Source organism: Tistlia consotensis USBA 355, assembly GCF_900177295.1.
Taxonomy (GTDB): Bacteria; Pseudomonadota; Alphaproteobacteria; order Kiloniellales; family DSM-21159; genus Tistlia; species Tistlia consotensis.
The window spans coordinates 92,777-93,923 of the sequence record NZ_FWZX01000002.1 but is presented as its reverse complement, the minus strand read 5'-3'; the positions used below and the strand labels follow the sequence as shown (position 1 = coordinate 93,923).

Sequence of the window (1,147 nt, the reverse complement as noted above, 5' to 3'; positions counted from 1 at the left end):
ATCTTCCTGCTGGCCCTGGCGATCATCGACGACCTCGGCGCCATCGTGATCATCGCGCTGTTCTACACCTCGGATCTCTCGGTCATCTCGCTGGCGCTGGCCGGGCTCGGCATCGCGCTCATGGTGCTGCTCAACCTGCGCGGCGTCTCGCGTCTCGCGCCCTACATCCTGCTCGGCATCGTGATCTGGGTCTGCGTGCTGAAGTCCGGCGTCCACGCGACCCTGGCCGGCGTCGCCGTGGCGCTCTGCATCCCGATCCGCGCGCGCGACCTGGACGGCGAGCAGCGCGAGCCGCTCGGCCACCTGGAGCACGCCCTGCACCCCTGGGTCGCCTTCTGCATCATGCCGCTCTTCGCCTTCGGCAATGCCGGCATCTCCTTCGCCGGCATGTCGTTCGAGAGCTTCCTGGAGCCGGTGCCGCTCGGCATCGCGCTCGGCCTGTTCCTGGGCAAGCAGGTCGGCGTCTTCACCTTCGCCTGGCTCGCCGTGAAGACCGGCCTCAGCCGCCTGCCCCAGGCCGTGAGCTGGGGACAGTTCTACGGCGTGGCGATCCTGACCGGCATCGGCTTCACCATGAGCCTCTTCGTCGGCACCCTGGCCTTCGACGACCCGCAGCACGGCGTCGGCGTGCGGCTCGGCGTGCTGTCCGGCTCGCTCTGCGCGGCGGTGGTCGGCTACCTGCTGGTCAAGTCGGCCTCGGCGGGCCGGCCGGTCGAGGCGGACGCCGCCTAGCCCGAAGGGTCCGCCGGGCCCGGCAGGAAGCGCGCCGCCGGGGACGGAGGCCCCCCGGCACGATCGAAGTTGCTTGCCTCGCCGGCCAAGCCCCCCAAATCACAGGCTCGATTCCTGCACGGCGACGGGGGGAAAGCGGTCATGGTCAAGCGCGCGGTCTCAGCGATCCGCGAGTTCCTCAAGCTGGAAGCGGCCAGCGGCATCCTGCTGATCGGCGCCGCCCTGCTGGCCCTGGCCATCCAGAACTCGCCGGCCTCCTGGCTCTACGACGCCCTGCTGTCGACCCCGGTGGCGATCAAGGTCGGCGCGCTGGAGATCGCCAAGCCGCTGCTGCTCTGGATCAACGACGGCCTGATGGCGATCTTCTTCCTGCTGGTCGGGCTGGAGATCAAGCGCGAGCTGGTCGAGGGCGAGC

At 69.9% G+C, this 1,147-nt stretch carries 2 protein-coding genes; both read left to right on the top strand.

Annotation, left to right across the window (positions count from 1 at the left end):
- Window positions 1-732: Na+/H+ antiporter NhaA (nhaA, locus tag B9O00_RS04030; RefSeq protein ID WP_085121162.1), on the top strand; the 732-nt coding region annotated here is incomplete at its 5' end.
- Between the two features lie 141 nt (window positions 733-873).
- A partial coding sequence (locus B9O00_RS04025; RefSeq protein WP_200808395.1) for a Na+/H+ antiporter NhaA occupies window positions 874-1,147 on the top strand: 274 nt, incomplete at its 3' end.